Raw genomic sequence first — 25,667 nt, forward strand, 5'->3', positions numbered from 1 at the left:
GAAATTCATGCTATAATACAGATAATTTAAAAGATTTTCTGAAAATATATTTAAGCAATTTTCCATTTGGCGATCTTATTCTATTTGGAAATTGAATTTAGATAACGTGAATAATTATTTTAACAGTATAAAGTTTGCTATTATATGATAGCGTTTACTATTTGGGGGGATGAGGAGATTGGTTGAGAGGTTAGTAAGGGTGGAATTAGATGCTGGTTTACAAGCGCGACCAGCAGCACAATTTGTTCAAGAAGCAAATCGTTATTCGTCGCATCTTTTTCTTGAAAAAGATGGAAAAAAGATAAATGCAAAGAGCATAATGGGACTAATGAGCTTAGCAATTGCCAAAGGTGAAGAAATAACGTTAATTGCTGAAGGTCCAGACGAAGACATCGCATTGAATGATTTATGTTCATTTGTTTCAAATCAATAAAAAAGCGCAAGCACCAGCTTAACGACATACGAACTGCACGCACGTACTGTATTGACGGTTTGATTTTAACTGAACATTCATACGTAGGAAATAAAGGAAGCATGCCCCTTAATAAGGTATGCCGACGGTGGACACTGAAGTTGGATTAAAAAAATCCCTTTCATTACAATAATAATGAAAGGGATTTTTACTGTATTTTATTCCGGTTTGCGTTCTAAAATTTTATCAATGAGACCATATTCAACAGAAGCCTGAGCAGTCATGAAGTTATCACGCTCTGTGTCACGTTCAATTACTTCTAATGGTTGGCCAGTTTTCTCTGCCATGATTTCATTCATGCGTTTTTTAATTTCAATGATACGTTTTGCATGAATCTCAATGTCTGTTGCTTGACCTTGTGCTCCACCTAATGGTTGGTGAATCATGATTTCACTGTTTGGAAGTGCATAACGTTTTCCTTTTTGTCCAGCAGTTAGTAAGAATGCACCCATTGATGCAGCCATACCAATACAGATAGTAGATACATCTGATTTAATAAAGTTCATTGTGTCATAAATTGCCATCCCAGCAGTAATAGATCCGCCTGGGGAATTGATGTACAGTGAGATATCTTTATCTGGGTCTTCGGCTTCTAGGAAAAGCAACTGTGCAACAATTGAATTTGCTACATTATCATCAATTGCACTACCTAATAAGATGATACGGTCTTTTAATAAACGTGAGTAAATATCATATGCACGTTCCCCGCGATTAGTTTGTTCAATAACTGTAGGTACTAAATTCATTAAAAATCCTCCTTATTCGTAACAATATCCATTTATTGGTGCTATTTTTATCATAACTTAATGGTCAATTAAGGTCAAACAAAAACGTTCGACAAAGTACAAATAGATATATTTTCCATCATACCCATTATTTTGCTTTTTAAAACAGCGGGATGGATCAATTTTCTCGAAAATGAGAGCCGAGTTAATCTGGAAAAACCAAGCCCCCTTTAAAACGGTTTAGATAAAAAAACAGAGTCCATGATTACATGGAACCCTGTAGAGTTTAAGTATATTACGCGCCCAGAGGGATTTGAACCCCCGGCAAACCTGGTACCGGAAACCAGTGCTCTATCCAGCTGAGCTATGGGCGCATATAGCATGAATTTGACACGTATTCTATTATACCTCTTATTTTTATCTCGTTCAAGTATTAATTTCGAAGAGAAAGAAGTAGAATAGAATGTGGTTTCATGTTCTACTTCACTTCTTCTTTGTTCTAATGATTTGGCTCATAAATATCCCATGCTGTCTTCAAAGAGTCAACAATGAAGCTTGCTACTTCATCCACATCGAGATTATCTGTTAATACTTTGGAATGGTGGTCCTCATATATTGGTTGCCTTTCGTCAAATAAATCCTTCATTTCTTCGCTATTTTTCCCTTGGAGAACTGGTCGACTATCGATAATCATACTTACCCGATCCTTCCATGATTCCCAAGATAAATCAAGAAAAAAAACAATACAGTTTGATAGACAGAGATTTCTTATTTCTTCTTGTAAAAATGCTCCACCACCTAAGGAAATTACTTTTAACCGTTGATTTGTACAAAGGTTTATTATTGTCTCTTTTTCTTTTTTGCGGAATTGCTTTTCACCAATTTCTTGAAAGATCTTTGTTGTTGGCATTTGAAATTCTTTTTCAATTTCCTCGTCTATATCTAGAAAGTCACGATATAACTTTTTGGCAACGGCTTTACCGATTGTTGTTTTCCCTACTCCCATAAAGCCGATTAGAACGATATTCATTTCTCTTAAAGCAAGATCATTCATTCCCATCATATGCCTCTTTCTACTAATATTATAGAATTTAGTATAATAGATATTTCCTTTTTTGTAAAAAATGGATTTAGTAGGTAAATAAACAACTTTCTAACTCCATTTTTTTGAATGGATTATAGGTGAAAAGAAGAAGGCAGCAGGAATGCGGCCTTCTTCTTTTACTGCGTCCAGCTTCAGCGCCCCCAGAGACTAGCAACAAACTTCCCTACATTCGTGGGATGCAGTTCATATGGGCGCTTGCACGTTTGTTCTTTAATGACTAATGACCAGAAGTTTTAAATCTTCCACCATGTACTTCTTGCGCATCCATGATCGTTGTAAATGCGGTTGGATCAATATCATGTACAATTGCTTTTAGTTTCGCGACTTCCAACCTTGTGATAACGACATAGAGTACTTCTGTATCTGTTTCTTTATGGTTATTTTTCCCGTAGAAGATCGTAACACCACGATGGAGCGCATTACCAATTTCATCAGCAATATCATCAGAATCTTTGGATACAATAATTGCAGCTTTTGTTTCATTTAGTATTCCCTGTCCAACTGCATCAATCGTTTTAGAGGCAATATAGTAAGTAAGAATAGAAAGCATTGCTTGTTCCCATCCGAGTACGAATCCTGCCCATGCAAAGATAAAGACATTAATAAACATAACAAACTCACCGACAGAAAATGGGAGTTTCTTTGTTACTAGTATTCCTAGGATTTCTGTACCATCTAATGCACCAGCATTTCGGATGACAATTCCTACACCAGCACCTAGTATAAGTCCACCAAATACGGTTGCAAGAAGTGGTTCATCCGTAATTAGGGTAAAGCGATGCAAGAATCCTTCCATGACGGATAAAACAATAATACTGAATAAAGAGGAGAATAAGAAATCCTTTCCAATTCTCTTCAATCCAGCAATGAGAAATGGAATATTAATAATGAGAACCAATATCCCGAAGTTTATTCCTGTAAGGTTGTTAACTAATAAAGATACACCAATGACGCCACCATCAATAATATTATTCGGAACTAGGAATAATTCCAGTGCAACTGCAGCGATCGAAGCACCGATAAATAGCATAATATAACGCCTAATTAGATGTCCTGTTGTTTCTTTATGTACGCTAGTAGCCATTTTTAAATACCTTCCCTCTATTTTTTTCCTTAACCTTTATGAAAACCACAAAATAAATCTTATATATCTTTTTACAAAACTGTCAAATATAAACGTCTAAGCAGTGACATTCCTCACGAATAATGGCAATATGTATATATAGGATTCTTTTCGGCGGAGGGTTTAATCATGAAACCAAGACTTATTCAACAACAAACATTACAGTGGAAAATGAATCAATCTCTCATACAATCTATCAATATCTTGCAGTTTTCTAGTCTTGAGTTAAAGGATTATGTTGACCAGTTATCGAAGGAAAATCCGCTAATTGAAGAAGTGAATTATGATGATGCATTTGAACGATATCGAACAAGTGCGAATCAAGTGGCAATTGGAGAAATTAATGCTGCGGAAAAAAGCATGTATGAGCGGTTGAAAGACCAACTTGTTGGCTTGTCTATTCCAAAAAAGCTGAAGCCAGTCGTTGAATATGGAATTGATTCACTTGATAGTGATGGTTATCTTGATTTAGATTTAACGTTGTGGGCTGAGCATTGTTCGGTATCCGTCGAGCTTGTTGAGCAGGCAATCGAATATATTCAAGCCCTCGAACCAGCTGGAATTGGCGCGCGTTCCCTATCAGAATGTATTACAATACAATTAAAACAGATGCAAGTGGAAGCCCCTTTTGTCAGGAATTTATTGGACGAGCATTTAGAATGGGTTGCTACAGAAGATATAGAAGCAATTACTTTACAATATGATACGTCAGAAGAGCGTGTATTGGATCTTATCAATATGATAAAATTATGTCATCCGAAGCCAGGGCAACTCTTGGATTCAGAAGCTCCTGAATATATTATTCCTGAGGCATCTATTTATAGAGAAGATGGCGTTTGGAAAATAAAGTTTTTCAAATGGGCTACACCAGTTATTAAGGTTACTTCTACCTATCGAGATATAAAGGACTTAGGTCGTGATGCGACGAATTATTTAAAGGAAAAATATAAACAGATTGAAAACATAAACAAAGCAATTTTGTACCGAACGAATACACTTGAAAGTATTATTCAAATAATTGTAGAAAAGCAGTATTATTTTTTTGAAGAGGGAATGGTTATGCTGAAGCCTTTAACATTAAGGGAGGTAGCGGAAGATTTAGATATTCACTTATCAACGGTGAGTAGAGCGATCAACCAAAAATATGTGCAAACGAAACAAGGTGTTCTGCCGTTGAAGTTCTTCTTTCAATCGGGTATCAGGCAAGAGAATGGAAGGCACACTGCTGCTTCAGCAATCAAGCACTTTATTGTTTCAATCATTCAACAAGAAGATAAAAAGAAACCGCTTTCTGATCAAATGATAAAAAATAAATTAGATGAAGAGTATGGAATTAAAATTGCTAGAAGAACCGTTATGAAGTACCGGGAGCAATTGAAAATCTCTTCATCTGTCAAAAGGAGAAAGTAAATGTTACATATAGTTTTTTATACGAAAGAAAATTGTTCTATTTGTGTGGATGCAGAAGCATTGTTATCCATCTTCCGCCACGAATATCCTTATGAACTAGAGGTTCGAGATATTTATACGAAGGACGAATGGTTAGAAGAATATCAATTGTCGATACCAGTAGTCGAAATAAATGGGAAACAGCTAAATTGTGAAGAAATAAATTATGATTCACTCAAGCAATTTTTAATAGAAGAGAGCAGGAAGGAGATTGGGTAAAACTGATCTTCTTTTTTGTTATTGATATTAATTTAGGATTATTTGAATTCAATCAATTAATCTTTCGCTCACACTTATGATTGATTTATGTAGTCATTCACGGAACGACGTATTTAGGGAAATTCCGAATTAAATAAGGCCTCAGTTATACATATTGCGTACCTAATATGTATAAGAACCGAATTTGCGTGGGAAGTTATTAGGGCTCGTCCAATTTCTTCTTCCATCTTAAAAAATTCTTTACATTAAAATAGTTGTTTATTTCTTTTACTATGTTATAATTTAAATTGTCCGGGACGTAAATTAACCTAACGGGATGAATTTTGACCAGGCGGATAAGGAGCATTTACATTGATAACGTTCGCTAATTTGCAGAAAAAGTTAGTACCAGACCTTTTAGAAGTCATGAAGCAAAGGTATTCGATATTACAAAGTGTCGGGAACCTTGAACCGATTGGAAGAAGAGCTTTGTCTGAAAAGACCAACTTGACTGAACGAACCATTAGAAGTGAGATCGACCTATTACATAATCAAGGGCTTGTCGATGTTACTTCAAAAGGTATGTATCTATCAAAAGAGGGAAAAGTAGTTGTTGACCAGTTGGCTGGCTTTATGCGGGAAATGATGGGAGTAACTGTTTTAGAAAAGCAAATTAGGGAAAAGTTAAACATAGCTAACGTTTTTATTGTTCCAGGAAACAGTGATGAATTTGAATGGGTAAAGCAAGAAATGGGTAAATTATGTGTGAAATACTTAAAAAATATCATCAAGAACCCATCAACAATCGCTGTGACAGGTGGAACAACGATGGCAGCTGTTGCAGATGTGATGGCACCCTTAAGTAATGATGCAGATGTATTGTTTGTACCGGCACGTGGTGGTATCGGAGAAAAGGTAGAGAACCAAGCAAGTGGTATTGTTGCTGAAATGGCAAAGAAAGCTAAGGGTGACTACCGTCTTCTACATGTCCCTGATCCGTTGAGCGAGTCGGCATATCAAACATTGACGAATGAGCCTTCTATTAAGGAAGTACTTGAGCAAATAAAAGCTTCTAATATCGTTATTCATGGTATTGGCGATGCTGCGACAATGGCAACACGAAGAAAGACTTCAAGTGAAATCTTTGAGAAGTTGAGAGCGAACCATGCCGCTAGTGAGGCCTTTGGCTATTATTTTGACCAAGAAGGAAACGTCGTTCATAAGGTACGAACAGTAGGTATTCAACTGGAAGACCTCACATCGATTGAACATGTTATTGCTGTTGCAGGCGGGAAGTCAAAAGCAAATGCAATTTTATCTTACTTTAAACAAGGTAAGGGTGATTTGCTTATTACCGATGAAGCAGCTGCAGAACAGATTTTAAGAGGATAACCTCTTTAAATATATATAACTATAACAACTCTTAGGAGGAATTTAGAATGACAGTTAAAGTTGGAATTAATGGTTTTGGTAGAATTGGACGTAATGTATTTCGTCAAGCATTAAAAAATGACGAAGTAGAAATCGTAGCAGTAAATGATTTAACAGACGCTAAGATGTTAGCACATCTTTTAAAATATGATTCTGTTCATGGGAAATTAGAAGAAGAAGTAACAGTAAATGGTTCAAACATTGCAGTAGGCGGAAAAGAATTCCAAGTACTTTCAGAACGTGACCCAGCACAATTAGGTTGGGGAGACCTTGGCGTAGATATCGTAATTGAATCTACTGGTCGCTTTACAAATGCAGAAGATGCGAAAAAACATATTGAAGCTGGAGCGAAAAAAGTAATTATTTCTGCACCTGCATCAAACGAAGATTTAACAATTGTTATGGGTGTTAACCATGATAAATATGATCCAAATAACCATCATATTGTATCAAACGCATCTTGTACAACAAACTGTTTAGCACCATTTGCTAAAGTACTTAACGATACATTTGGTATTAAACGTGGACTAATGACTACAATCCACTCTTATACTAATGACCAACAAATTCTTGACTTGCCACACAAAGATTACCGTCGTGCTCGTGCAGCTGCTGAGAACATTATTCCTACAACTACTGGTGCTGCAAAAGCGGTTTCTCTTGTGTTACCAGAATTAAAAGGTAAATTAAACGGTATGGCTGTACGTGTACCAACTCCAGATGGTTCACTTACTGACTTAGTTGCTGAACTTGATAAGACTGCAACTGTTGAAGATATCAATAACGCATTTAGAGAAGCTGCCCAAGGACCTCTTAAAGGTGTACTAGAGTACAGTGAAGAACCATTAGTTTCTAGTGATATCATTGGAAACCCACATTCTTCTATCGTTGATGGTTTATCTACAATGGTAATGGAAGATAACATGGTTAAAGTTGTTTCTTGGTACGATAACGAAATGGGTTACTCATCTCGTTGTGTAGACTTAGCAGCATTCATGGCTAAACAAGGATTATAAGAATAGGTAAGGGGAGAGGAGTATGCTCCTCTCCCTTTTTACAGGTAAGAAAGCATAAAACTTTCTTACCTGCCTAAGTTTTCTAACATTATTTTATTGTAAAAGAAAAGTTTTATCGGTGTGTTTGTTATATAATGGATAATGGACCATTTGTTGGAAAACCTAATGGAACAACAGGATTACATAAGAAATTTTGGGAGGCTGTCAAAATGAATAAAAAAACACTTAAAGACCTTGATGTAAAAGGAAAAAAAGTTTTTTGCCGTGTCGACTTTAATGTTCCAATGAAAGACGGAGAAGTAACAGATGACACAAGAATTAAAGCAGCATTACCTACAATTAAGTATTTGGCAGAACAAGGTGCAAAAGTTATCCTTTCAAGTCACCTTGGCCGTCCAAAAGGTCAGGTAGTAGAAGAATTACGCCTCGACCCAGTTGCAAAACGTTTGAGCAATTTAATTGGAAAAGATGTTGTCAAAACAGATGCTGTTTATGGTGATGAAGTAAATGGAGCGATAGCTAAGCTTAATGATGGCGATCTCCTATTAATAGAAAATGTACGCTTTGAAGCTGGAGAAGAGAAGAACGATCCAGCATTAGCTGGGGAATTTGCGAAAATGGCAGATGTGTACGTCAATGATGCCTTTGGTGCCGCACATCGTGCACATGCAACAACTGCTGGTATCGCTGAAAAATTACCTTCTGCTGCTGGTTTCTTAATGGAAAAGGAAATCGAAGTATTAGGGAAAGCGCTAGAAAACCCAGAACGTCCTTTCACCGCTATCATTGGTGGAGCGAAAGTAAAAGATAAGATTAATGTCATCGATAACCTTTTAGAAAAAGTGGATAACTTAATTATCGGTGGTGGACTAGCATATACGTTCGTGAAAGCGCAAGGGCATGAAATCGGAAAATCATTATTAGAAGAAGATAAACTTGATTTAGCAAAAGAATTCATGAAAAAAGCAGAAGAAAAAGGTGTAAACTTTGTTCTACCTGTTGACGTAATTGTAGCTGATGACTTTTCAGAAACAGCAAACAAAAAAGAAGTACCTATTGAAGAAATTCCTGCAGATTGGGAAGCATTGGATATTGGACCGAAAACACGTGAAAAATACAGCAAAATTGTTTCTGAATCAAAACTGATTCTGTGGAACGGACCAATGGGTGTCTTCGAACTGGAAGCTTTTTCTGGTGGAACGAAGGCTGTTGCGGAAAGCTTAGCAACAACAGATGGCTATAGCATAATTGGTGGTGGTGATTCTGCAGCTGCAGTTGAGAAATTTAATTTAGCTGAGAAGATGGATCACGTTTCTACTGGTGGAGGAGCATCATTGGAATTTATGGAAGGAAAAGTTCTTCCTGGAGTAGCAGCTTTAGACGATAAATAAATCCTGAGGTGAGATAATGCGTAAAAAAGTGATTGCAGGTAACTGGAAAATGAACAAGGTACTATCAGAAGCAAATAGCTTTGTTGATGAAGTGAATGGTAAAGTACCAAATAGTGATAATGTAGAAGCAATTGTTTGTGCACCTTTTCTATTTTTACCTTCCCTTGTAGAAAAAACAGCAAGTTCAAATGTAAAAGTAGCAGCACAAAACATGCACTTTGAAGATAATGGAGCATTTACTGGTGAAGTTAGTCCAGTAATGTTAAAAGATTTAGGTGTAACGCATGTTGTTCTTGGCCACTCTGAACGCCGTGAACTTTTTGCAGAAACAGATGAAACAGTAAATAAAAAAGCACATGCAGCTTTTAATCATGACTTAACACCAATCGTTTGTGTTGGTGAAACATTAGAACAACGTGAAGCAAATGAGACGATGAGTCTTGTTGAAACACAGGTGAAAAAGGGACTTGAAGGTTTGTCAGCTGAGCAAGTTGCAAAAACAATCATTGCTTATGAACCAATTTGGGCTATTGGTACAGGTAAAACAGCTACAAGTGAACAAGCAAATGAAGTATGTACACATATTCGTAACGTTGTAAAAGAGATTACATCTGAAGATATTGCAGAAAAAGTTATTATTCAATATGGTGGTAGCGTAAAACCAGCGAATATCGATGAACTATTAGCTCAATCTGATATTGATGGTGCATTAGTTGGTGGCGCAAGTCTAGAAGCAGAATCCTTTCTACAGCTTGTGGAGGCTGGTAGCAAATGAGTGACAATAATTTAGCTGCTTTAATCATTCTCGATGGATTAGGGATTCGAGATGAGAATTTTGGTAATGCAGTAAAACAAGCTAAAATGCCGAATTTCAATCGTTATTGGGAAAAGTTTTCTCATAACCAATTGACTGCAAGTGGTGTGGCAGTTGGCCTTCCTGAAGGACAAATGGGTAATTCTGAGGTAGGACACTTGAACATTGGTGCTGGTCGTGTTGTATACCAAAGCTTAACACGTGTGAATTTGTCTATTAAAGAAGGAGATTTTTACCAAAATCAAGCATTTGTAAAATCAATTGAAAATGCAAAAGCTAACAATCGTGCATTACACCTTTTCGGGCTATTATCTGATGGTGGGGTTCATAGTCACATTGAGCATTTATTTGCATTATTGAAGCTTGCGAGTGATAATGGACTCGAAAAAGTGTATGTACATGCATTTCTAGATGGTCGTGATGTTGGACCACAAACAGCTGAAAGTTACATTATACGTACGGAAGAAAAAATGAAAGAATTAGGTGTTGGACAATTCGCAACGATTTCAGGTCGCTACTACTCTATGGACCGTGATAAACGTTGGGATCGTGTGAAAAAAGCATACGATGCCATGGTTTATGGTGAAGGACCTTCATATGGAACAGCAATGGATGTTGTAAAGGATTCATATGAAAATGGTATTTATGATGAATTCGTTATTCCGTCTGTTATTACCGATGAAAATGGAGAAGCAGTCGGAAAAGTACAAGATAATGATTCCATTATTTTCTACAATTTCCGTCCAGACCGCGCAATTCAAATATCTCGTACATTCGCGAATGAAGATTTCCGAGACTTTGACCGTGGTGAAGGTGTACCACAAAATCTAGATTTCGTTATGTTAACGGAATTTAGTGAATCTGTTGATGGATTTGTTGCATATGAACCAACAAACCTTGATAATACAATTGGTGAAGTATTAGCTCAAAACAATTTGAAACAACTACGCATTGCTGAAACAGAAAAATATCCACATGTGACATTTTTCATGAGTGGTGGGCGTGAACAGGAATTTCCAGGTGAAAAACGAATTTTAATTGATTCACCTAAAGTTGCAACATATGATTTGAAACCAGAGATGAGTGCTTATGAAGTGACGGACGCGTTGCTTGAGGAACTTGACTCTGAAGACAGACCAAATGCAATTATTCTTAATTTCGCTAATCCAGATATGGTTGGGCATTCCGGAATGCTAGAACCGACTGTAAAAGCGATAGAAGCAGTGGATGAATGTTTAGGTAAAGTAGTAGATAAAATTCTTGAACTTGGTGGGAATGCGATCATTACTGCTGACCATGGTAACTCTGATGAAGTAGTTACGATGGAAGGAAGTCCAATGACCGCACACACAACAAACCCAGTTCCGGTTATCGTTACGAAACAAGACGGAGAATTACGAGACGGTGGTATCTTGGCCGACTTAGCACCAACATTACTTGATTTACTAAACGTTGATAAACCAAAAGAAATGACAGGAACATCATTACTTAAAAAATAAATAAATCAAATTATAAAAAGTAAATTAAATTACAATAAATAAATCAAATTATAATTAAAAGGAGAGATTATTAACATGCCATACATTACAGACGTATACGCACGCGAAGTACTAGATTCACGCGGTAACCCAACAGTTGAGGTAGAAGTTTATACAGAATCAGGTGCATTTGGTAGAGCATTAGTACCAAGTGGTGCTTCAACAGGTGAATATGAAGCAGTAGAACTACGTGACGGAGATAAAGACCGTTACTTAGGTAAAGGTGTATTACAAGCAGTTAAAAACGTGAACGAAGTGATTGCTCCAGAACTATTGGGCATGGACGTTACACGTCAAAACATCATTGATTCACTTATGATCGAGCTTGATGGTACAGAAAACAAAGGAAAATTAGGAGCAAACGCAATTCTTGGTGTATCCATGGCAGTAGCACATGCTGCAGCAAACTTGCTTGATGTTCCATTGTATAACTACTTAGGCGGATTTAATGCAAAAACTCTTCCAACACCAATGATGAACATTGTTAACGGTGGGGAGCATGCAGATAACAACGTTGATATTCAAGAATTCATGGTAATGCCAGTTGGTGCGGAATCATTTAAAGAAGCACTACGTATGGGTGCAGAGATTTTCCATTCATTGAAAAAAGTGCTTAGTGCAAAAGGTTACAACACTGCAGTAGGTGATGAAGGTGGATTCGCTCCAAACCTTGGTTCAAACGAAGAAGCCCTTCAAACAATTGTAGAAGCAATTGAAGCTGCTGGTTACAAACCAGGTGAAGAAGTGAAACTTGCAATGGACGTTGCTTCATCTGAAATTTACGAAGATGGAAAATACAACCTTAAAGGAGAAGGCGTTGTACGTACTTCTGCAGAAATGGTTGATTGGTACGAAGAAATGGTTAACAAATATCCAATCATCTCTATTGAAGATGGCTTAGATGAAAATGACTGGGAAGGTCACAAACTATTGACTGATCGCCTAGGAGATAAAGTACAACTTGTTGGGGATGACCTATTCGTTACAAACACGAAGAAACTTGCGCAAGGTATTGAGCAAGGTGTAGGTAACTCTATTCTAATTAAAGTGAATCAAATTGGTACACTTACAGAAACATTTGAAGCAATTGAAATGGCAAAACGCGCTGGATACACTGCTGTTATTTCTCACCGTTCTGGTGAAACAGAAGACGCAACAATTGCTGATATTGCAGTTGCAACAAACGCTGGTCAAATCAAGACTGGTGCACCATCACGTACAGACCGTGTAGCTAAATACAATCAATTATTACGTATTGAAGACGAACTAGCTGGCATGGGCGTATATGGTGGATTAGATTCGTTTTATAATTTGAAGAAATAATGAAGCATGAGAAAAAGGCTGCGGGGAATTCGCAGCCTTTTTTCATTCGTGCCATTTGTGTTGTGTATAAACGATAACCCGTGAAGGAATCATCAAATTAACAGTAAACGTCGATGACAAGGTAACTCATCGCCCGAAGCACGATCAAATTGACAGTAAACGTCGATGACAAGGTAACTCATCGCCCGAAGCACGATCAAATTGACAGTAAACGTTGATGACAAGGTCATTCATCGCCCGAAGCACGGTCAAATTGACAGTAAACGTCGATGACAAGGTAACTCATCGCCCGAAGCACGGTCAAATTGACAGTAAACGTCGATGACAAGGTAACTCATCGCCCGAAGCACGATCAAATTGACAGTAAACGTCGATGACAAGGTAACTCATCGCCCGAAGCACGATCAAATTGACAGTAAACGTCGATGACAAGGTCATTCATCGCCCGAAGCACGATTAAATTGACAGTAAACGTCGATGACAAGGTAACTCATCGCCCGAAGCACGATTAAATTGACAGTAAACGTCGATGACAAGGCCATTCATCGCCCGAAGCACGATCAAATTGACAGTAAACGTCGATGACAAGGTAACTCATCGCCCGAAGCACGATCAAATTGACAGTAAACGTCGATGAGAAGGTCATTCATCGCCCAAAGAAAGCAAAATTCATAGCACTAAAAAACTTTCCAACTCCAAACGAATAGGACAACCTCCAAGCGGAATATCCTATTGATAGGTCACCATAAAATGGAGGGGTTCATGTGCCACAAAAAGTGTTGTTATTTGGAGATATTGGAATTGATGATACAATTGCCCTTATTTATGCTTATCTAGCTCAGGATATTGAAGTTGTTGGAGTGGTTGCAGATTACGGGAACATCTCGAGGGAAAATGCCATCCGAAATATAAATTACGTTCGGCAAATATTTGATACTTCGGAAACAGAGGGAATTAAAATTATTGCAGGTGCAGAAATTCCTATGACTGCAGAAATTCCTACATATGTAACAGAAATACATGGAGAATATGGACTTGGCCCAATCATTCCTGAAGCTGACGGTGAGGGTGTTATAAATGAAAATTTTGTTGATGTAGTTGAGATTATCCAGAATAATATTGAAGATTTACTTATTGTTAATATTGGCAGGTTAACTTCTTTAGCAACATTGTTCCTTCTATATCAAGATTTAATGAAGGGGGTCAAAGGATACTACATTATGGGTGGTGCATTTTGGGTTCCGGGAAATATCACTGCAGTTTCGGAGGCTAATATCCACGGGGATCCAGTTGCAGCTCAAATTGTACTTACCTATGCGAATAATGTAACAGTTATCCCTCTAAATGTCACGCAGCAAGCCATTGCCACACCAGAAATGGTTAATTACATTGACCAAGTTGGGCAAATACCGTTAATAAAAACCCTCCTAGATTACTATTATAATTTCTACAAAGAAAGAGACCCCAGTGTTCAAGGGAGCCCGCTACATGATGTTTTAACGCTTATGGCTACCGTCAATGAAGACATGTTTACTTTTAGATATTTACCTGTCCATATCGTACAGGCAACAACAGGTACAGAGCGTGGACAAAGTATTGCGGATATAAGAGATTTTGGTGATTTCTCATTGGAAACAGAAAAAGATACGCGTACACATCGTATAGCATTTGAATTGGATTATCCAACGTTTTTTATAAACTTTATGACAGTGATGACTGGAGAACGATTCGGTTAATTTCACATTACGAACACAGGACAACTCTCCTAATTAATATACTAAATCAGTAATTAATCTTTACACACAGGAGAGGAAGCATTTTGGCACAAAAAGTTTTACTCTTTGCTGATGTAGGTATAGATGATGTGATAGCGATTATCTATTCTTATTTAAATAATGATATTGATCTTGTTGGCATTGTTGCAGACTACGGAAATATACCAAGAGAAAATGCGATTGATAATATCCTTTACCTAAGAAGCTTGTTCCAATCAGAAGAGGCTGAGACTACAAGAATATACGCAGGTGCTGAGATACCGATGACTGCAGAACTTCCTGAGTTTGTTCCAGAAATACATGGAGAATTTGGGCTTGGGCCGATTACGCCACCAACAGCAGGTGAAAACGGTACTTTTGAAAATTTTTTTGAAATTATAGACGTAATTGAAGAGTACCAAGATGAGTTGGTCATTGTTAATATCGGTAGACTTACCTCACTTGCGACAATGTTTATCCTGTATGGGGAAACGATGAGAGAAGTGAAGGAATACTATATAATGGGTGGAGCATTCTGGGTACCTGGTAATGTCACAGCAGTGTCGGAGGCAAATTTCCACGGGGATCCAGTTGCAGCTCAAATCGTGTTGACCTATGCAGACAATGTAACAATCATACCGATGAATGTAACCGAACGAGCAATAGTTACGCCAGAAATGGTAAATTATATTGACAGTACAACAGGACTCCCACTGATAAAAACGTTGCTAGATTACTATTATGATTTTTACAAGGAACGAGACCCAAATGTGCAAGGAAGTCCAATGCATGATGTGTTAACGATAATGGCTATAAATCGTGAGGATATGTTCACCTTTTATAATTTACCTGTTCAAATTATTCAAGCTGTAACAGGTACGGAGCGTGGCCAAAGCATTGCTGATATACGTGCATTTGGAAATTTAGAAGAAGAGTCGGAAACAGAAATAAAGCGCCATCGAATTGCTTTCCAACTTGATTACCCGAAGTTTTTTAAACAATTTATGACGATTATGTCAGGGCAACTATTCGAATAAAAGGTAATATATTGAAACCGAAACGCTTTGTCATTCGTATAGGATTTGAAAGGGGTGTAGAATATGAACACTTTTTCAAATCCTATTTTATATTTAAAAAGATCAAAATTTGAAATCGTTTTTGACATTATTTCCGTTGTTATGTTAGTTGTTAGTATCTTCTACATAATATTCACCTGGTCATCCATTCCAAGTGAGGTTCCAGGCCATTATAATTTTGCTGGTGAGGTAACGAGATGGGATTCAAAAGGAATGCTCTTCTTACTTCCTATCATTGGTCTTATCACCTGGATACCCCTAACATTTTTAGAGAGGTATCCACATGTGCACAATTATATTGGTCTTACAGAAGAAAATGCAGAGCGTTTATATCGGAATTCAATAAGAATGATAAACGTTTTGAAAAATGAAATGCTTCTATTCTTTGTAATATTGAATTTCGAAAGCGTATATGTTTCAAAAAATACGTTAGAACAGTCTATTTTTGGTGGTTGGGATGTGGCTATCTTTTTTATTGTGGTTTTTGGATCCTTGGGTTACTATATATGGAAATCATTTCAGTTAAGATAGGGGGAAGTCCTATTTCTACTTTAGACATAATTAAAGAACGCAGGTCCATTCATACATTTAAAGATCAAGAGGTTGATATAGAGCTTTTAAAAGAAATTTTTACATACGCGTCCTATGCACCAACACATTACATGAAAGAACCCTGGAAAATAAAGTTGTATCAAGGTAAAGGTAGGGAAGCATTCATTGATTCTATCATGCAAAGTTATCAGCGAATCGGACTGATAAAAAATGATGATTCACCAAAGACGCATAAAATGATCGATTCAATGAAAAAGTTTCTACTTACGATTCCACATCATGCACTGATTTATTTTGAGATAGAAAAAGACCCCGTTCGCTATGAAGAGGAATATGCTGCTGTCTGTGCATTTATTCAAAATGCGCAACTTGCAGCTTGGGAACATGGAGTTGGTATGCTGTGGACGATTACGCCATATATGCATGATAAAGCATTCTTACAGGACATTGGTTTGGACAGTGAAACACAGAAAATAGCAGCAGTACTGCAGATTGGTTATCCTGAGAAGGTACCTCGTAATCGAGGAAGGACGCCGATAGAAAATAAGCTTGAGATTATAGATTAATATTGATTCGGCCTGTCTTGAAAATGACAGGTCGAATCAACAGATACAACAATCCCACGCTCCCCGCACGATGTTGCACAAAAAAAGCACCCAGACCAAATCAGCCTGGGTGCCAAACTAAATTATTCTGTTTTTTCCTTAATAAATGCAACGACTTCTTCCGCAGTTCCCATGGAAAGGATTGTCTCTTTAAACGAAGCTAATTCTTTCTTCGATAAATTACGTATTTGCGTGCGTGCTGGTAAAATAGAAGTTGCACTCATGCTAAATTCATCTAGTCCAAGGCCGAGTAAGATAGGAATGGCAATTGGATCTCCAGCCATTTCACCACACATCCCAGCCCATTTTCCTTCCTTATGTGCCGCTTCAATGACGTTATTTACTAAGTTTAAAATTGCTGGATGATATGGTTGATATAAATAAGAGACCTGTTCATTCATTCTGTCAGCTGCCATTGTATATTGAATTAAATCATTGGTTCCGATACTGAAGAAATCTACCTCTTTTGCAAACTGTTTCGCAGTTACAGCTGTAGAAGGGATTTCTACCATAATACCGACCTCAATATCATCGGAAACGTTAATGTCTTCTGCTTTAAGTGCATCTTTTTCATCCATTAAGATTGCTTTTGATTGACGGAACTCCTCAAGTGTTGCGATCATTGGGAACATGATTTTTAAGTTTCCATATACACTTGCTCGTAACAATGCACGAAGCTGTGGACGGAATACATCCTCATTTTCCAAGCAGAAACGGATTGCGCGGAAACCTAAGAATGGATTTAATTCTTTCGGCATGTTCAGGTAACTTAATTCTTTATCCCCACCAACATCTAAGGTACGAACCACAACAGGCTTTCCGTCCATGCTTTCTAAGACAGATTTGTATGCTTCAAATTGTTCTTCTTCCGATGGTAATTCACTTTTTCCCATGTATAGGAATTCAGTGCGGTATAATCCAACACCTTCACCACCATTGCTTAAAACACCCTCTACGTCTTCAGGGGTTCCAATATTAGCAACTAATTCAACTTGCTCGCCATCTTTTGAAAAAGTTGGTTCATCTTTTAACTTTGCCCATTCTTCTTGCTGTTTGGCAAACTTCTCTTGTTTTTCTTTGTAAGTAGCTTGTTCTTCTTCAGTAGGGTTAACGATAACATTGCCATCGATGCCATCAATGATGACCATTTCACCTTGCTTTACGGACGTTGTAATTTCCTTTGTACCTACAATTGCTGGAATTTCAAGAGACCTTGCCATAATTGCTGAATGAGATGTACGACCACCAATATCTGTCGCAAACCCTTTAACAAATTGTCGGTTTAATTGTGCAGTATCAGATGGAGTCAAGTCACCTGCAATGACAATGACCTCTTCATCGATTAACGCGGGATTTGGGAACGATACACCTAATAAATGGGCCATTACACGTTTTGTAACATCTTTTATATCAGCAGCGCGTTCACGCATATATTCATTGTCCATGCTCTGGAACATATCAACATACATTGTTGAAACTTCCTCTAATGCCGTTTCAGCGATAACGTGATCATTCGTTATTTTTTCTTTCATTGGATTGATTAGTTCTGGGTCGTTAAGAATTAGCAGATGAGCTGAGAAAATTTCGGCATGCTCTTCACCTAAATTTTCTTTTGTATGTGCTTTAATTTTTTCTAATTCACTTTGTGATATTTTTAAAGCTTGATCTAAACGACCGATTTGTTCCTCAGGATTATCGGCTTTTACTTTTTCAAACGTCAACTCTGGTGTTACTAATTGATATGCTTTTGCTATTGCAATGCCTGATGAGGCTGCTATTCCATTTATTGTGGTCATGATTCATTCACCTTTCATGGTATGCTTGTATATACATGTCTAACTACCTCTAAATTAACACAAATAATGACTTAAGAACAATTAATACGTCTTTCCTTTTTTAAGTAAAATAGGCTGTCTAAGACTGTTACCCTCTTTTTAGCGTTCCCAAGATAAGTCTATTCATTAGTAATGATTCATAACGCAAAAAAGTGTTGCTATCTATTAAATGGATATGCTAAAGTATAAAGTAGATAATTGACCGTAATCAGGAGGTGTCTTTGGGACATGTTGACGCTCGTAAATACCTTATTAATTATAGACTGTATTGTGATGATTGCTTTTGTCGTATTACAATCTGGTAAGAGTGCTGGATTATCTGGAGCAGTTTCAGGTGGTGCTGAGCAATTATTTGGAAAACAAAAAGCACGCGGGTTGGATTTATTCTTACATCGTGGAACAATCATTACAGGCATTTTGTTTTTTGGATTAGCATTTATCAGTGGTTATTTACTATAATAGTGAGAGTGAACCCTTATTACCGTATAGGTGATGAGGGTTTTTTAAATATAGACTAATATTTTCCAAAATGTAGTACAATATTACATAATAAAGGGTATAGTAGACTTAGTTAGGAGTTTTAATGATGAAAATTGTTCAACCAAAACCTTTTACATTTAAAGCGGGACCACGTGCGGTTCTGTTATTACACGGATTTACAGGACATTCTGCAGATGTTCGAATGCTCGGCCGTTTCCTGGAAAAAAAAGGATACACCTGTCATGCACCGATATACCGAGGGCATGGTTTACCACCTGAGGAATTAATCAAATCTAATCCAGACGAGTGGTGGGAAGATGTAAGCCAAGCACTTCGACATCTTAAAGACTTGGGACATGAGGAAATTGTCGTTTGCGGTTTATCACTTGGTGGTGTACTAAGTTTAAAACTTGCTTATTCTACAGAAGTAAAAGCGGTTATTCCGATGTGCGCACCAATGTTCTTTGATAATGAAACCCAACTATCTAAAGGATTTGAATTATTTTCTAAAGAATATAAACAGCTAGAGGGGAAAGAAGATGCTGTTATTGAGAAAGAAGTAAATCAATTGATGGATGATTCTGAGGAGCTTTTTAAAGGATTAGGCAAAACGATTACAGATGTGAAAGAACATATTGATATGATTTATACACCAACATTTGTCGTACAGGCTAGAAAGGATCAGATGATCAATACTGAAAGTGCAACCTATATCTATGAAAACGTAGAATCGGACGAAAAAGATATAAAATGGTATGAGAACGCTGGTCATGTGATTACACTAGATGAAGCGAAAGAACAACTCCATGAGGATATTTATCAATTTTTAGAAAAACTCGATTGGAAAGCTTGATTAAATCCTTATGGAAAGTAAACAATAAGAAAGAGAAAGAGGGTGAGCAGATGAAGGATAGAATTCTATCATTTTTTAAGGAATCAGGTACAAAACCTTTAGCTGTCGATGAAATAGAAGCTTCTTTAGGATTGCAAGAAGCTCTTGAGTTTAAGGAACTAGTGATAGCCTTAAATGAATTGGAAGGTGCAGGAGAGTTAGTAAGAACGAGGAAAAACCGTTTTGGTCTGCCAGAAAAAATGAATCTCGTTCGTGGTAGAATCCAGATGCATCAGAAGGGATTTGCTTTTCTTATTCCAGATGAAGAAGGGTTGAGTGATGTATACATCCATGCCTCTGATTTGGCGTCTGCAATGAACAGTGATAAAGTATTGGTCCGAATTGAAAAAGGCGGAGACGATGGAAATCGTGCGGAAGGACAAGTTATTCGAATTCTAGAACGAGCGGTTATACAAGTTGTCGGTACGTATGAAGATAATCGTTCCTTTGGATTTGTAATCGCGGATGACAAGCGGATACCAAATGATATTTTCATACCAAAGGGAAGCACGCATGGTGCTGTTGAAGGACATAAAGTTATTGCTCGTATCACAAAGTATCCCGAGGGAAGAATGAGTGCAGAAGGAGAGATTATTCATATTCTTGGACATAAAAATGACCCAGGAATTGATATTCTTTCGATTATTTACAAGCATGGCATAACGATTGATTTTCCTGATGAAGTATTGGACCAAGCAAGCAGTGTTCCTGAGACTATTTCAGAAGATGAGCTTGAGGGGCGCCGTGATTTAAGGGATGAAATGATTGTAACAATTGACGGTGCCGATGCAAAAGACTTAGACGATGCCGTTACCGTAAAGAAATTAGATAACGGGAATTATAAACTTGGTGTGTATATTGCGGATGTAAGTTATTACGTAGAAGAGGGTACAGCCATTGATAAAGAAGCATACGAACGGGGTACAAGTGTTTACCTAGTTGACCGAGTAATCCCGATGATTCCACATCGACTGTCGAATGGGATTTGTTCGCTAAATCCACAAGTTGATCGTTTAACACTCGGCTGTGAGATGGAGATTACATCTGCAGGACAAGTTGTTAGTCATGAGATTTTCCAAAGTGTGATTAAAACAACGGAACGCATGACATACCATGATGTAAATAAAATTCTTGTTGACAAGGATCAGGCATTACGAGAAAGATATGAACCACTGGTCCCAATGTTTGAAGAAATGGAAAAGCTTGCAGCAATACTAAGAGGAAAACGTATGGGACGTGGTGCCATTGACTTTGACTTTAAGGAAGCACAAGTCTTAGTAGATGATAATGGAAAAGCAATCGATGTTGTATTACGGGAACGTTCTGTTGCGGAGCGGTTAATTGAAGAATTCATGCTTTGTGCCAATGAAACAGTGGCAGAACATTTCCATTGGATGGATGTACCATTTATTCATCGTATTCACGAAGATCCAGATGAAGGAAAACTTCAGAGCTTTTTCGAATTTCTCGCAGGGCTTGGAGTTACGGTAAAAGGAACAGCAAATGAGATTCACCCGCAGGCATTGCAAAAGGTGCTAGAAGAAATCCAAGGCAGACCAGAAGAAATGATTGTATCAAAACTTATGCTTCGTTCCATGAAGCAGGCAAAATATGATCCGCAAAGTATTGGGCACTTTGGATTGGCAACGGAGTTTTACACCCATTTTACGTCACCAATTAGAAGGTATCCAGACTTAATCGTTCATCGGCTCATCCGAACGTATTTAGTGAATAATCAATTGGACAGCAAAACAACAAGTCACTGGAAGCAAAACTTACCTGAAATTGCCCGCCATACTTCAGAGATGGAACGTCGTGCGGTTGATGCTGAGCGTGATACAGATGACCTGAAGAAAGCGGAATATATGAAGGATAAGATTGGTGAAGAATTTACTGGTATGATTAGTTCTGTTACCAACTTTGGAATGTTTGTTGAATTAGAGAATACAGTGGAAGGCCTTATTCACATAAGCTTCTTGACGGATGATTATTATCATTACGATGATCGTAGTCATGCACTAATCGGTGAGCGTACAGCGAACGTTTATCGTGTTGGTGATGAAGCTAAAGTAAAAGTAGTTAGTGTGAATACAGATGAGTACACGGTTGATTTTGAATTAGTTGGAGTAGAACAGAAAAGACGTAGACCGATAGCAGTAAAAGCTAGTAAGGGACAGAAAGATTCTGGCAAAGATAGAAAAGGCGGGAAGAAAGGTAATAGTCGTCCACCATCAAATAATGGGAAACAAAAGCAACATAAGAAAAAGAAGAAGAAAAAGAAATGAGTCTCATGAATATGTGAGGCTCATTTCTTTGTTAAAGATATTTTCTAAAGTCTTAGAAATACGCTATGAAAAAAAGATGCAACTAGATGTACGTGAAGAAATTATAAATATGACATTACTTGACCTTGAAGAATTTTATCAGTGTCCCTTTGCCCATGACAGCGTTAGTCACGGGTGTTTCATCAGAAATACATACTTCTTTTGCCTATGACAGCCTTGTCAGAGGCTTTTAAACAGTACTTATGCTTACTTAGACCTTGTTTTGATTATTGAAATTAATGATTTTTCCTAACGGAGTTGTAATGCTGCCAAAGTCTCCTTTATCTCTAGGAAAACAGTATTTGGCAATCACATTATATGAACTTCCGCATATACTTTCTTTATGAAAAGTTGCACTAGGGAAAACTAATTGTTGACATCTAATTAATTGTCTCCTATACTACTTATTAAGGAATATGATAAAATATAACGAATATATGTAGAACTTCTTTCATTAGGGTTTTCTTTAATACTAGAAACAAATATTCATTACTTATTCATAACAGATGCGATTTACCTCATTATGCGGATCATGCCGCATCAGAAAGGAGTAACAGAAATTGAATGATGTTTTACTAGCATTTTTATTTACTTTGTTTGCTGGCTTGGCAACCGGTGTAGGTAGTTTATTAGCGTTCTTTGCTAAAACTACAAACACTAAGTTTTTATCCTTTTCTTTAGGGCTATCAGCTGGAGTAATGATTTATGTATCAATGGTAGAAATATTCTTTAAAGCAAAAGACTCATTAACCGTTGCTTTAGGTCCAGATGAAGGATATTGGTTGACTGTTGTTTCTTTCTTTGCAGGAATGTTGTTAATTGGTTTAATTGATAAATTTATACCGAAATCCTCTAATCCACATGAAGTAAAAAAAGTGGAGGATATGGAAAAACCCCGCGGCCATATAAAAGACCCAGATCTTATGAAAATGGGTGTATTTACGGCCATAGCACTCGCCATTCATAATTTTCCAGAGGGGATTGCAACATTTATTTCAACGTTACAGGATCCTTCAATCGGTTTTGCGATTGCCATTGCAGTAGCAATTCACAATATCCCTGAAGGTATTGCGGTCTCTGTACCTATTTATTACGCAACAGGTAATAAGAAAAAGGCATTTAAACTATCATTCTTATCTGGGTTAGCTGAACCAATTGGGGCGGTTGTGGCATTTTTGATTTTAATGCCATTCTTAACTGATACAATGTTTGGGATTATCTTTGCAATGGTTGCGGGAATCATGGTGTTTATATCCATTGATGAATTGATACCAGCTGCAAAAAAATACGATGAAACACATCTTTCCATCTATGGTGTGATGACTGGTATGGCAATCATGGCCCTCAGTTTATTGCTTCTAAATTAGTTTATATGCGAACGGTGCCTGGCACTGTTCGTTTTTAATTGATGGCTAGCTCTAGCACCCAGCGGCTAGTAGAGTGCCTCACCTCTATACGATAAGTCAACATCGATTCGCTTGTGCTTTTCTTCTTGGAATGCTTATCAATGTTTGATAAAATAAAGGAACGTAAGCAAGTAGGAGGAAGTCTTATGCCAAAAGGTCAAGGAAAGACAATCGCACAAAATAAAAAAGCATCCCATGATTATTTTATTGAAGAAACGTATGAGGCAGGCATTGTTTTACAAGGTACGGAAATTAAATCACTTAGAAATGGCCGTGTAAACATTAAAGATGCCCATGCGAGAATTGATCGTCGTGGTGAAGTACAGTTAATCAATCTACACATTTCAGAATATGAACAGGGTAATCGATTTAATCATGATCCAACACGAAGCAGGAAGCTTCTACTGCATCGAAAGCAAATTGATAAACTTATTGGACTTACCCAGCAGCAAGGCTATGCGTTAATCCCGTTGAAAATATACATTAAGAATGGATATGCAAAGGTATTGATTGGGCTTGGAAAAGGGAAGAAGAAATATGATAAACGGGAAGATTTGAAGAAGAAACAAATGAAACGTGATATTGATCGTGCGTTGAAAGATCACATGAGATAGGACTATTCGACTAGTAATTGTTACCAGCCCTTGCATTTTATCTGACGTTTGATATAATAAGGGTACAAGTTAGTAAGATTAATGCTCAATTATCCTGAGCGTTTCTCCTTTATATGGGGACGTTACGGATTCGACAGGGGTAGTTCGAGCTTGGGTTGCGCGTCGAGGTTACGGCTCGTAAAACGTTACTCGCCTAAATATAACTGGCAAAGAAAACAATTACTCTTTAGCAGCAGCGTAAGCTCTGCTTTAGGATCCTTCCTACCATCGCCCGTGTGGTAGATTGAAGGGTCTCAAACTTAAGCGGGCTAAGGCTAATGTCCACCGTCTGAGGGCGTTAGTCGAAATGAATCAGACTAGCTTTCTGGAAGCCTGTTGGTAGGCTGAAGGAAAAGCGAAATACGAATATACCAACTACACGTGTAGAAGCCTAAGTGGCGTTATCTCTGGACGTGGGTTCGATTAGTAATTAGTCGCCTTTTGTGGTAACACAAAAGTGAAAATTCGGCTTTATCGGTGAAACCTAAGTCACGTCTTTTATAGTGATAGGGCAATACCGAGTGGTATGTGGAGTAATCCAACAGCCATGTATCGACTTATAGGCTGCCAACCCCAATTTGGTAGTACTAGGATGCGAAATCTCTTCTGAATAAGGAAAATTTATATTTCGCATAAGACGCCGAGGGACCTGGTTAAACAGGTTTAAGATATAGTCAGTGCCATGACGAAAGCATGGAAGAGCATGTCCCACCGTCTCCACCAATACATATGTTGGTGGTTTTTTTGTGTTTTTGTGACGTAAAGCATAAAATTTCCGTTTGGAAGCTTTATGCTTTATTTTTTTTTAGGAAATTTTATGCTTGATTCTTCAACTTTCATAGCTAATATATTACGAATTCATCATTTATATCGACAATTAAATTTCAAAGTGAAATTGTAAATCACTTTGCACTTATTATTGTGGTTCAATTCATTATGGACACAAAAAATATTTATTGGTAATTTTCAATGTTGTGGTATAAATGAAAGGTTTGAAGAATCAATGTAGGATTTTATATTACGTTTCTTCTAAATGAGAAAAATAGATAGTTTTCATTTAAAAGGATATCATCAAACATTTTTAGTAAAGAAAAGTGTATTTGATAAATTTAAAAATTGATCCGCTTTAAGGGGAGGGATTGCATAAAAAAATGAGGAAGTATCCACTCCCTCATTTTTTATGTCTGAAATACAAGTTGCACTAACATATTTAATTATTTCCAAAAATATATAATTTATTCAAAGAAGGCGATTTAAAAATTCAATTTAGCTGTTTTCAATCATCATCGTATTGATACTTGTGCATCGGCATAATTAATCCATCTGGCGCTGTTCGTAAACATTATTGTTGGAAACTCTCTAATTAATAAATGGTGAGAAGTGAGCTATTTATTTAGTCTTCATAGAAGGAATCGGTATCGTATCTGTTACGATTTCCGATTCCTTTTGTGTCCTCACCTAAATGCCTTTTCCTTTAGTGTAAAGTCGGTATCCACTGTTATTGT

The 25,667-nt window shown here is 37.3% G+C and carries 22 protein-coding genes, 1 tRNA gene and 1 other RNA gene; 19 read left to right on the forward strand and 5 right to left on the reverse strand.

All coding sequences use genetic code 11. From position 1 onward, the window contains the following. Positions 1–178: 178 nt before the first annotated feature. On the forward strand, positions 179–433 hold the full coding sequence (locus D8M05_RS02275) for an HPr family phosphocarrier protein (RefSeq protein ID WP_121128246.1): 255 nt from the start codon (positions 179–181) through the stop codon (positions 431–433). A 197-nt stretch (positions 434–630) separates the two neighbouring features. Here the strand turns inward: D8M05_RS02275 and clpP are convergent, their stop codons facing one another. The 4 genes from clpP to D8M05_RS02295 form a co-directional block, all read right to left on the reverse strand. Continuing rightward, the gene (clpP, locus tag D8M05_RS02280; protein ID WP_121128248.1) at positions 631–1,218 is read right to left on the reverse strand and encodes an ATP-dependent Clp endopeptidase proteolytic subunit ClpP; all 588 of its coding nucleotides are present in this window, start codon (positions 1,216–1,218) and stop codon (positions 631–633) included. A gap of 277 nt (positions 1,219–1,495) precedes the next feature. Continuing rightward, positions 1,496–1,571, reverse strand: a tRNA-Arg gene (locus tag D8M05_RS02285). A 125-nt stretch (positions 1,572–1,696) separates the two neighbouring features. Further along, on the reverse strand, positions 1,697–2,260 hold the full coding sequence (locus D8M05_RS02290) for a shikimate kinase (RefSeq protein ID WP_379542971.1): 564 nt from the start codon (positions 2,258–2,260) through the stop codon (positions 1,697–1,699). A 259-nt stretch (positions 2,261–2,519) separates the two neighbouring features. Next, positions 2,520–3,386 (reverse strand): YitT family protein, encoded by an 867-nt coding sequence (locus tag D8M05_RS02295; protein WP_121128252.1) that lies wholly within the window; start codon positions 3,384–3,386, stop codon positions 2,520–2,522. 168 nt (positions 3,387–3,554) lie between these two features. Between D8M05_RS02295 and rpoN the strand changes: the two genes are divergently transcribed. The 12 genes from rpoN to D8M05_RS02355 all read left to right on the forward strand — a co-directional run bounded on the left by rpoN (position 3,555) and on the right by D8M05_RS02355 (position 16,533). Then, a complete protein-coding gene (gene rpoN / locus D8M05_RS02300; protein ID WP_121128254.1) occupies positions 3,555–4,835 on the forward strand; it encodes an RNA polymerase factor sigma-54 in 1,281 nt (426 codons plus the stop codon). Further along, a complete protein-coding gene (locus D8M05_RS02305; RefSeq protein WP_121128256.1) occupies positions 4,836–5,093 on the forward strand; it encodes a glutaredoxin family protein in 258 nt (85 codons plus the stop codon). A gap of 351 nt (positions 5,094–5,444) precedes the next feature. After that, the gene (locus D8M05_RS02310) at positions 5,445–6,464 is read left to right on the forward strand and encodes a sugar-binding transcriptional regulator (RefSeq protein ID WP_281271891.1); all 1,020 of its coding nucleotides are present in this window, start codon (positions 5,445–5,447) and stop codon (positions 6,462–6,464) included. 47 nt (positions 6,465–6,511) lie between these two features. Next, complete coding sequence (gene gap / locus D8M05_RS02315; RefSeq protein WP_121128258.1) at positions 6,512–7,519, forward strand: type I glyceraldehyde-3-phosphate dehydrogenase; 1,008 nt, start codon at positions 6,512–6,514, stop codon at positions 7,517–7,519. Between the two features lie 209 nt (positions 7,520–7,728). Beyond that, positions 7,729–8,910, forward strand: coding sequence for a phosphoglycerate kinase (locus D8M05_RS02320; protein WP_121128381.1), 1,182 nt, complete (start codon positions 7,729–7,731; stop codon positions 8,908–8,910). A gap of 16 nt (positions 8,911–8,926) precedes the next feature. Then, complete coding sequence (gene tpiA, locus D8M05_RS02325; protein ID WP_121128260.1) at positions 8,927–9,685, forward strand: triose-phosphate isomerase; 759 nt, start codon at positions 8,927–8,929, stop codon at positions 9,683–9,685. After that, positions 9,682–11,223 (forward strand): 2,3-bisphosphoglycerate-independent phosphoglycerate mutase, encoded by a 1,542-nt coding sequence (gpmI, locus tag D8M05_RS02330; RefSeq protein ID WP_121128262.1) that lies wholly within the window; start codon positions 9,682–9,684, stop codon positions 11,221–11,223. Before tpiA ends, gpmI begins: the two co-directional genes overlap by 4 nt. Positions 11,224–11,298: 75 nt before the next feature. Continuing rightward, on the forward strand, positions 11,299–12,585 hold the full coding sequence (gene eno / locus D8M05_RS02335) for a phosphopyruvate hydratase (RefSeq protein WP_121128264.1): 1,287 nt from the start codon (positions 11,299–11,301) through the stop codon (positions 12,583–12,585). Positions 12,586–13,349: 764 nt separating this feature from the next. Continuing rightward, positions 13,350–14,321, forward strand: a complete 972-nt coding sequence (locus tag D8M05_RS02340; protein WP_121128266.1) for a nucleoside hydrolase — start codon at positions 13,350–13,352, stop codon at positions 14,319–14,321. A gap of 83 nt (positions 14,322–14,404) precedes the next feature. Beyond that, positions 14,405–15,376, forward strand: a complete 972-nt coding sequence (locus D8M05_RS02345) for a nucleoside hydrolase (protein WP_121128268.1) — start codon at positions 14,405–14,407, stop codon at positions 15,374–15,376. A 63-nt stretch (positions 15,377–15,439) separates the two neighbouring features. Then, entirely contained in the window at positions 15,440–15,946 is a 507-nt protein-coding gene (locus D8M05_RS02350; RefSeq protein WP_121128383.1) for a DUF1648 domain-containing protein, read from the forward strand. Beyond that, positions 15,922–16,533 (forward strand): nitroreductase family protein, encoded by a 612-nt coding sequence (locus D8M05_RS02355; protein ID WP_121128270.1) that lies wholly within the window; start codon positions 15,922–15,924, stop codon positions 16,531–16,533. The genes D8M05_RS02350 and D8M05_RS02355 overlap by 25 nt, the downstream gene beginning before the upstream one ends. 122 nt (positions 16,534–16,655) lie before the next feature. On the opposite strand, the gene ptsP is transcribed toward D8M05_RS02355, so the two are convergent. After that, complete coding sequence (gene ptsP, locus D8M05_RS02360; protein WP_121128272.1) at positions 16,656–18,368, reverse strand: phosphoenolpyruvate--protein phosphotransferase; 1,713 nt, start codon at positions 18,366–18,368, stop codon at positions 16,656–16,658. A 267-nt stretch (positions 18,369–18,635) separates the two neighbouring features. Between ptsP and secG the strand changes: the two genes are divergently transcribed. The 6 genes from secG (at position 18,636) to ssrA (ending at position 24,588) form a co-directional block, all read left to right on the forward strand. Then, a complete protein-coding gene (secG, locus tag D8M05_RS02365; RefSeq protein WP_121128274.1) occupies positions 18,636–18,866 on the forward strand; it encodes a preprotein translocase subunit SecG in 231 nt (76 codons plus the stop codon). A 127-nt stretch (positions 18,867–18,993) separates the two neighbouring features. After that, positions 18,994–19,740, forward strand: a complete 747-nt coding sequence (locus D8M05_RS02370; RefSeq protein WP_121128277.1) for an alpha/beta hydrolase — start codon at positions 18,994–18,996, stop codon at positions 19,738–19,740. Between the two features lie 50 nt (positions 19,741–19,790). Beyond that, a complete protein-coding gene (rnr, locus tag D8M05_RS02375; RefSeq protein ID WP_121128385.1) occupies positions 19,791–22,064 on the forward strand; it encodes a ribonuclease R in 2,274 nt (757 codons plus the stop codon). Positions 22,065–22,663: 599 nt separating this feature from the next. After that, a complete protein-coding gene (gene zupT / locus D8M05_RS02380; protein ID WP_121128278.1) occupies positions 22,664–23,470 on the forward strand; it encodes a zinc transporter ZupT in 807 nt (268 codons plus the stop codon). A 185-nt stretch (positions 23,471–23,655) separates the two neighbouring features. Next, complete coding sequence (gene smpB / locus D8M05_RS02385) at positions 23,656–24,123, forward strand: SsrA-binding protein SmpB (protein ID WP_121128281.1); 468 nt, start codon at positions 23,656–23,658, stop codon at positions 24,121–24,123. Between the two features lie 123 nt (positions 24,124–24,246). Then, positions 24,247–24,588, forward strand: a transfer-messenger RNA (tmRNA) gene (gene ssrA / locus D8M05_RS02390). Positions 24,589–25,667 lie beyond the last annotated feature (1,079 nt).

This window comes from Oceanobacillus bengalensis, assembly GCF_003628445.1.
Lineage (GTDB): Bacteria > Bacillota > Bacilli > Bacillales > Amphibacillaceae > Oceanobacillus > Oceanobacillus bengalensis.